The organism is Moorena sp. SIO4A1 (assembly GCF_010672065.1).
GTDB lineage: Bacteria > Cyanobacteriota > Cyanobacteriia > Cyanobacteriales > Coleofasciculaceae > Moorena.
The window spans coordinates 1-1,329 of record NZ_JAAHHX010000790.1 but is presented as its reverse complement, the minus strand read 5'-3'; the positions used below and the strand labels follow the sequence as shown (position 1 = coordinate 1,329).

1 protein-coding gene and 1 pseudogene are annotated in these 1,329 nt (G+C 43.8%); one reads left to right on the top strand and one right to left on the bottom strand.

The window, feature by feature from the left end; translation table 11 throughout:
• Positions 1–744: pseudogene (locus F6K53_RS42930) on the bottom strand (RNA-guided endonuclease TnpB family protein); the annotation flags it as partial.
• A gap of 97 nt (positions 745–841) precedes the next feature.
• On the opposite strand from F6K53_RS42930, the gene F6K53_RS42925 reads away from it, so the two are divergent.
• Positions 842–1,024: a hypothetical protein gene (locus F6K53_RS42925; RefSeq protein ID WP_293086734.1), complete on the top strand. Its 183-nt coding sequence runs from the start codon at positions 842–844 to the stop codon at positions 1,022–1,024.
• Positions 1,025–1,329: the final 305 nt, after the last annotated feature.

Here is a 1,329-nt window from a genome sequence, read left to right as displayed (position 1 = left end):
CCTTAGCCACAATCTTTCTGGCTTTTTTGCGCCTATTACTGCCCTTCTCTTTTTGAGCAGCAATACGTTGCTTCTTAGCTAGCTTCTTTTCGTACTTAGCTAGGTGCTTGGGATTGCTAAATTTAGAGGTTTTTTCTCCATCGTAGGTGATCGCAAAATCCTTGATACCTAAATCAATCCCAATGACGTTCCCATCTGTAGAAGGTTGTGCATTGTCAGATTCGTACTCCATTAGCACAGAAGCGTAATATTTCCCAGACGGAGTCTTACTGACTGTAACAGTCTTTATTGTTCCGTCCAGTGGCCGGTGAATCTTTGTTTTGACAGTTCCAAGTTTTCCTGGAAAATTTAAGCAATCACCAATTTGCTTCACATACTGTGGATACTGGATTGACTGACGATGATGAAATGATTTGAATCTAGGATACTTGGCTCTACCCTGGCCTTTGGCCACGCTTCGCGAACAAAAAAGTTCTGGTACCCACGACTGAGATTAAGGCTTACAGATTGCAATATCTGAGAATAACAGTCTTTTAGCCAAACAGTTTTTTCGTCTTTTTTGAGTTTGGGCAGCATAGAATTGAGCGCAGACCGAGACAAACCCTTACCAGTTTCTTTGTAAGTCTCTATGCACTGATTTAGGGCATAGTTCCACCACCAACGAGCACAGCCAAAATGCTGAGCAAGTATCTGAACTTGTTCCTGGGTGGGATATATTCTGACTTTAACGGCTTGGTGTTTCACTACGTCTGTCATCAATTCTCGACCTCATATCATTATATCTATTTTACGATAAGTCGTTAAGGTCTTGAGAGGCTATCCATCCCCACCTTGTAAGAAGGTGGGGAATTTCGCCCCTCAAACTCCCCTAATCGTTAAAGCCAATGTAACTAGTGGGGGGTCGGAACGAGTGCATCAATGTGATGTTTGTAGATATTCAATCACTAGAGATCATGCCGCTGCTGTTGTCATCAAGCAGCGTGGTTTAGAACAAATCAGTACCCAGGGACACTGGGGAGTATAAAACGCCTATGCAGTCTGTCTGCCGGGGGGTGAGGTGGCTCAACCTAGTTCATAGGCGAAATCTCGAAAGAGAACAACTAGGAATCCCCAGTCGTAAGATTGGGAAGCCCAGACTGTACCGGAAGGGTCAGTGTGTGGAGGATGTCACATGTTTATCCAATGTTGACCAGCTAATTCGGCAACATCAGTAATAATAAAGCCCCAACTTCCAATAAACAAAGAAGACCAACTATCCCAGCTAACGGTTTTCCTCCCAAACCCGTTATCCAAATTGGTCCACTGCCTGTGTAAGCAATTAATTCAGCT